The organism is Gilliamella sp. B2785, from assembly GCF_026537005.1.
Classification (GTDB): domain Bacteria; phylum Pseudomonadota; class Gammaproteobacteria; order Enterobacterales; family Orbaceae; genus Gilliamella; species Gilliamella apicola_E.
This window is the reverse complement of sequence record NZ_JAFNNC010000001.1, coordinates 500942-508004: the sequence shown is the minus strand read 5'-3', so window position 1 is coordinate 508004 and position 7063 is coordinate 500942. Positions and strand designations below refer to the sequence as shown.

General features: G+C 38.1%; 4 protein-coding genes and 1 pseudogene. 4 read left to right on the top strand and 1 reads right to left on the bottom strand.

Going from position 1 to position 7063, the window contains the following annotated elements; translation table 11 throughout:
• Nucleotides 1–653 (top strand): annotated as a pseudogene (locus tag J3U24_RS02275) (hypothetical protein); the annotation flags it as partial.
• Nucleotides 654–1513: 860 nt separating this feature from the next.
• Nucleotides 1514–2869, top strand: coding sequence for a hypothetical protein (locus J3U24_RS02270; RefSeq protein WP_267346965.1), 1356 nt, complete (start codon nucleotides 1514–1516; stop codon nucleotides 2867–2869).
• Nucleotides 2870–3082: 213 nt separating this feature from the next.
• Here the strand turns inward: J3U24_RS02270 and J3U24_RS02265 are convergent, their stop codons facing one another.
• Nucleotides 3083–3883, bottom strand: coding sequence for a sulfite exporter TauE/SafE family protein (locus J3U24_RS02265; RefSeq protein WP_065734356.1), 801 nt, complete (start codon nucleotides 3881–3883; stop codon nucleotides 3083–3085).
• Between the two features lie 150 nt (nucleotides 3884–4033).
• On the opposite strand from J3U24_RS02265, the gene J3U24_RS02260 reads away from it, so the two are divergent.
• Nucleotides 4034–4657: a LysE/ArgO family amino acid transporter gene (locus J3U24_RS02260; RefSeq protein ID WP_141677480.1), complete on the top strand. Its 624-nt coding sequence runs from the start codon at nucleotides 4034–4036 to the stop codon at nucleotides 4655–4657.
• 265 nt (nucleotides 4658–4922) lie between these two features.
• Nucleotides 4923–6884, top strand: a complete 1962-nt coding sequence (locus J3U24_RS02255) for a glycoside hydrolase family 3 protein (protein WP_267337460.1) — start codon at nucleotides 4923–4925, stop codon at nucleotides 6882–6884.
• Nucleotides 6885–7063: the final 179 nt, after the last annotated feature.

Genomic DNA, 7063 nt, shown 5'->3' with positions numbered 1-7063 from the left:
ATAAGAACTTTCCGACTACAGCTGCTAACAACATGTACTTTGATTTAAGCATTGCAGGTAATAAACAAGCATTGTCTTGGTCTCCGGTCTCGCGTGGTGGTATCACGGCGACTATGACCAATTCTACAGCGACAGGCGTACGGGTTACCTTAACTGGCCCTGTTGCAACCGAATCTCAATGGAATTCCAGCAATCCTGATCCTATTACTATGCCTACTTTGCCCCAGACCTTCGAGTTAGTTGGTCGAGATAGTAGTGGTAACGCTATCGTTAAATATGGATTTACGTTAAAACAATGGTTTGTCAATCGAGGTAAAACTTATTACAGCTATCCTAGCATGGAATCCTGGTGTAACAGTATTGGTTATCGCCTGCCTAAAGTTAAGGATTTAACTAATGCAAAACGTTATGAAATTACTGGAGGTACACCTTCATCATCAGGTGATTATTATATGCGTACAATTGGTGCAGGCTTGCTTGCGGAGTGGGGTAATATAGGCAAATATGATCGAACCAACTTTGACGCCGTCCAATGGTACTGGACCAGTGATGCAAAAGGTTTGAGCCGGTTCGTCGTTTTTCCTAAAGATGGTCATGTGCATTGGGCTGAACCCTCGTATGATGAATCGGTAGGACTTTGCACTTATCCTTAACGCTTATTTTTTCGTTCTTAATTACATTAAGGTTTAGGGAGGGATTAGGAACGGAAACGATTTTATGGCTTCACGATACATAAGCACCCGCTTCGGCGGGTTTATTTTTTAGGTATTTTATCGCAAAAAAAGTTGAGGAGTGGGGTTTTTGGGGGTTTAAATTCTGTTTTGAAATATTGTCTTAAATAAATAATTCCGCTCTAACTGTGGTGCTTTTTAGTAGCTGTTTTTTCCATCAAAAAAAGTTGAGGAGCGGGGTTTTTGAGGTTTTAAATGTCACTTAAAAATTATTAAATGATCCAAATCACTAAATTTCTAATTCAAAGCCCTAAATTAAAATTTTCGAGGATCAATCGCTCTAATTTTAAAGATTTGTAATTGAAATATCTCTAATTAAAACATCAATTAACCAATTATAATTTAGATCATTTTTAGATCCTATTTACAAAAGTTAACGTAAATGAGCGAAAAAAAGTGTTGCATCGTGTTTTTCCAATCACTATACTTTTTACACGGTTTTAGCTCAGAGGCTAAAATTTGATAAAAAAGTATAAAATTGTAAATTAATCAAAAAATTACTTGACAGGATTGTCACATATGCATTATAATTTTCAACAGGCAACAGGCAACAGGCAACCTGGCCAACCTATCTTTTAAATTCGTCTAAGTCCAACACCCAGTTTAAATTTTTCACTGAAACTTATTTTTCCACTCAATCAAGTGAAATTCTGCGAAATTTCGCGCGATCGCTTCCGCGATCCTCTTCTCGATCTTTTTTCCGATCGTTTTCCGGATCCTGTTTCAGATCCGGTTTTCGATCCTTCCGTTTTTCTAAATTATCCCGGCAGATTGTTTTTTTCGTGGTCTTTTTCCTTCCTTTTTCGGGTCACGCATTGACATCACAGACAACTAGGAATGCGATACAGGGTAGTGCACCTTATCTGACTTTCGACGGTGGTCGTACTCGTGCGGTTGATACTAACGGTCTGCTTGGGATTACTCTATCTGACGGAACTAGGTACACGCCTTCAACCAATACTTCATCTTCTTCAGCACCAATCTCCTTGCCGGTTGAGGGTCAGAGTTTTGCTGATATTCGTATGTTCGTTCCTACTGATACTACTTCAGTCGCTTTGAGTTCTCTTATTGGTCCTCCTAATAATTATTGGGGGGATGATGATGGTGATTCTGGCGTTAGTGCTACAGGTTCTTTAAGTTTATCTATCGTCGATAAAAACAATCAAGTTGTATCACGTAATTCAGTGCTAACAGTTTGTAATGCACCTTATAAAGTTACGCTATCTAGTACTAACGGTACATTATCAACTCGTTACGGATTTCCTAATCGTAGTACTTTCAGTGCCAGTAATGTGACTTATTACGTTAATCCTAAGGCTGCGCCGGTGGTTTGTTTTGCTAGGCCTAGCTTAAGGTTTGGTAAGCGTGGTGATTATCCTAGTTACCCATCTTGGGATTTTGCTGGTCCGTCTTCAATGTGGGACCCTGCTAAGGGTTTTCTCACTCAAAAAACAGACCCTCTCTATTACGGTCAAAACTTTCCTACAACTGGCGCTAATGGATTGTACTTTGATTTAGATATTAGTGGTAGTAGTCAGCCATTGTCTTGGTCTTCTGTTTCTCGGGGTGGTATCACAGTCACAATGTCTAATTCTACTGCTACAAGCGTACGCGTTACTTTAACTGGTCCTTACGCTACTTTTTATGGTGACAATTCTGGTCGTATTTCTACTCCATCTTTGCCTCAGACATTCGAGTTGGTCGGTCGTGACAATAATGGTACTCCAGTCGTCAGATATGGTTTTACTTTGAAGCAGTGGTTCGTGATCGATGGTTCTACGCAGAGCAATTATTCTGATACTTTATCTTGGTGTGATAGTCTTGGTTATCGTGTGTCTCGCGTAAGGGATTTAACCAATGCATCTTGTCGTGGTAGTAATTCAGATTCTAACTGTCGTGGTTCAGTCGGCGCCACTCCGTCCTCACCTGATAATGGGTATATACGTCATATAGGTTCAGGCTTTTTCTCTGAGTGGGGGGCTATGTACAATTACTCTGGCGTTGGCTTCCGCGATAACAATTGGTTCTGGACTAGTGACTCGACTGGTAGTAGCCAGTTTGTCGTGTATTCAAACTACGGTCCTGTGTCTAAGTACTCCGGCTCCGTACGCGCTTACGAACTTTGTGTCTATCCTTAGTTCTTATTCCATTGTCCTTAATCCTAAGGGCGGGGGGGGGAGTAATTAAAGATAATATTAAGTCATTAAAAGTAAGCTAAGAGTCAACGTCGTTTAGCCATAAAAAAGCGATTTTGCGGCTTAGCGACGCTTGAATCACCCGCCTCGGCGGGTTTATTTTTTAGGTATTTTATCTCAAAAAAAGTTGAGGAGCGGGGTTTTTGAAGCTTTAAATCACGAAATTATAAGTTTTATAGCTATTAGCAATAAAAAGATACCAAAGTATTTTATCAATTTATTTATCGATAATCGTTGTGCAATTTGTACACCCATTTTTGCCATGGGGATACTGGTGATCATAATGGATATTACTGCTGGTAGATAGACAAAGCCTAAACTATATTCTGGTAATTCTTCAATATTCCATCCTGCAATAATGTAGCCAATCGTTCCTCCAAGCGCTACCGGTAAGGTAAATGCCGCAGAGGTGCCAATCGCTTTACGTATATCTACCCCGCATTTTTTTAAGAAAGGAACCACCAATACCCCCCCACCGACACCAACTAGGGCAGCAAACACGCCAATTAGTCCACCAATAATGATATAAATCGTGTCATGAAATGATACAGCGTTTCGATTTTGGGCGACATTGGTGCTTTTGAGAATAAATTTACTTCCGGTGTAGACAAGAAAAACGATAAAAATCCATTTCAACCAAACACCGGGAATATAAGGTGTCATATACGATCCGCCCATCGTGCCAATCATGCATCCTAACACCATCTTTTTTAGAATCGACCATTGGATATTATGATTTTTATTCTGAACCCAACTTGATGATAAGCTGGTGCCAATAATGGTGGCAAGCGATGAGGCGACGGCGATGTGGTTTATCCATTCTCCACCATGATTAAAGTGATTAAGTACGATTATTAATGCAGGTACAATTAACGATCCACCACCCACGCCAAATATACCGGCTAGCAATCCCGCAAATGCGCCTATCATTAAGAAGATTATAAATTCGACAACCATTTCTTGTGCTTTTTTATCATTTTTTAAATTCAGGGAGATAATTATAACTGTTTTTTATAAGTGCGTAATAATTCTTGGTTTTGATACAAAATTTTTTGTTCTTTTTGTATAATGCTTACTTTTCATTGATTAAGGATTTTAGGTTAAATGCTGACCGATATTTTACGTGGGGCGATGATTTCGGCAAGTTTAATTATTGCTATTGGCGCGCAAAATTTGTTTGTGCTTAAGCAAGGATTGTTAAAAAATCATATCTTTTTTGTTGCTGCTATCTGTTTTTTTTGTGATTTCGCTTTGATGACTATTGGTATATGGGGCGTGGGGTCTTTTATTAGTCGTTATCCTATAATTACTAATTCATTAGCCATCTTTGGTGCATTGTTTTTGCTTTGGTATGGATTTAATGCATTTAAAAGCGCAGTGAGAGGTGATAGTAGTATGCAGGTTGATTCTGCCGAGCAACGAAAGAGTTCTTTAACAAAAGTGATTTTGTCGACAATTGCGGTGACTTTACTTAATCCTCATGTTTATTTGGATACAGTGGTAATTGTTGGTGGGATTGCCGGTACGTTTTCTACTGAGCAAAAATGGGCGTTTTTAATTGGTGCAGTTTGTGTGTCATTTATTTGGTTTTTTGGTATTGGGTATGGCGCTAGGTTGCTTACGCCTCTATTTAGACAAAAAAGAATGTGGGTCATATTGGATTCGGTTGTTGGGCTGGTGATGTTTTATATTGCTTATCGACTTATTGTTTATGTGATTTGTGGTCAATAATGTGACGCTTTTGGCGTTGCATTTTTTATTAATCTGTTCGTTTTCCTCATTTCTTACTCATTTTTTACGTGATATCCATCACAATTATCAGATTTCTTCTCTTATACGATATTTATTTTGGTGTTAATTTGTGAGTAATAATTTGATCCAAGCTTTTTTCGGCTGATTATTAACATTTTTAGTCAATTATTTTTGCTTTATTTTTGCCAAAAAACGCTCAATGGAATAAGGCGTTCAAAGTTGATTGTTTAGATAAGGAGTTTATATGACAAGTAAAATAGTTAAGTTGACGTTGTTGATTAGTGCAACGCTAGTCACTGGGCAAGCACTAGCGCTTAAACAAATAGGGCTTAAGAGTCATCAATTAAAAAATATTGTAGTTGATAATCTGAAATTTAAAGACTTTGATCGTGATGGTAAGTTATCACCTTTTGAAGATTGGCGCTTATCTCCCGAAGTTCGTGCACAAGATTTACTTGCCAAATTGTCGTTAGAAGAAAAAGCAGGCTTAATGATGCACGGTAATGCCAAAGCTTATGGTAGTGAGATTGGGCATGGTGATAAGTATAATCTAGATGAAATTAAACAGTTAGTGCTTACTGATAAGGTAAATAGTTTAATTACGCGTTTAGAAGTCAATCCTAAGGATTTTGCTAAGCAAAATAATCAATTACAAGAAATTGCTGAGTCTTCTCGATTGGGGATTCCTTTAACGATTAGCATCGATCCTAGAAATACCTTTTATTATGATGATAAAGTGACCAGTAAAAGCGGTTTTAGCCAATGGCCAGGAACTTTGGGGATGGCGGCGATTGGTAATGAGTTTGTGATTAATGAGTATGGTAATATCATTCGACAAGAGTACCGTTCATTGGGTGTCACTCAGGCATTATCACCCATGGCTGATCTGGGAACTGAACCAAGATGGTCTCGTTTTGAGGGGACATTCGGCGAAGATCCAATGCTGAGCAAAAGCATGGTTCGTGGTTATATCTCTGGTATGCAAAATGGTAAACTTGGTCTAAATTCACAAAGCGTGTCAGCCGTGGTTAAACATTGGGTTGGCTATGGTGCCGCCGAGAATGGTTTTGATAGTCACAGTTCTTATGGTAAATATGCACTTTATTCGAAAAAAGATAGTTTGGAAGAGCATATCATTCCATTTATAGGTGCTTTTGAGGTGAATGTGGCAGCGGTTATGCCGACATATTCGATTTTAAAAAATGCGGAAATTAATGGTCATAAAATCGAAGCAGTTGGTGCTGGCTTTAACCGTTATTTGTTGAAAGATTTGCTACGCGATACTTATAAATTTAAAGGGGTGATTATTAGTGATTGGAATATCACTAAAGATTGTAATGAAGTCTGTATTAATGGTAATCCGCCTGATGTTCCGTCTAAACCTGAAGGTATGCCTTGGGGCGTTGAAGATTTGACTGTCGAGCAACGGTTTATTAAAGCTATCGAAGCGGGTGTTCAACAATTTGGTGGCGTGAGTGATAGTTCGGTTATTGTGTCAGCAGTAAAAAATAATAAATTGGACGAAAAGGCAGTCGATAGTGCTGTGTTAGCGATTTTGACGCAAAAATTTGCTTTAGGACAATTTGAAAATCCTTATGTTGATCCAAACCAAGCTAGTCGTTTTGTTGGCAATAAAAATTTCCAAAAGATTGCTGATGAAGCACAATTTAATTCAATGGTTTTACTAGAAAATAATGATAAAGTTTTGCCATTGAAAGCGAAAAGTAAAGTCTTTTTATACGGTTTTGCCGATGACGCTAAAAATACCCTTAAAGGTAAAGTCACCATTGTTGATAAGTTAGAGCAAGCTGATGTGGTTGTGGCTAGGGTAAATGCACCTTTTGAGCAACCTCATAAGAACTACTTTTTTGGCGCAAGATATCATGAAGGTTCATTAGAATTTGCGGCGGATGATAAAGATATTAAATTTATCAATGAGGCGAGGAAATCACATCCCGTTGTAGTAACTGTTTATTTGGATCGCCCAGCCGTTTTAACACCTATTAAGCAAAGTGCTAATGCGATTGTAGCAAATTTTGGTGTTAAAGATGAGGTGCTATTTAAACGTTTATTTGATAGCAAACCTTATAATGCTAAATTGCCAATTGCATTACCAGATTCAATGGATAGTGTTATCAAACAATCTTCTGATTTACCAAACGATATGAAGGCGCTCTATCCGTTAGGTTATGGAGTAACCCGTTAGTCGTTTGGACCTTTTTAATGTCGTTTTATTCAATGCTATTGCCTAAGGGCAATAGCTGTTTTGCGTTACATCATTTTCTCTATCAATTTTATCTTTAATCAATAGTTCTCACTTATCTCTATTATTTTTTTATTTTGAAGGGACGCTTCAACGTAGTTTTTTGAGGTAAATAATAAATA

What these genes read in the sequence shown, in the direction of transcription:
- J3U24_RS02255 (WP_267337460.1), top strand. Translation starts at nt 4,923, where the DNA reads ATGACAAGTAAAATAGTTAAGTTGACGTTGTTGATTAGTGCAACGCTA.
- J3U24_RS02265 (WP_065734356.1), bottom strand. Translation starts at nt 3,883, where the DNA reads ATGGTTGTCGAATTTATAATCTTCTTAATGATAGGCGCATTTGCGGGA.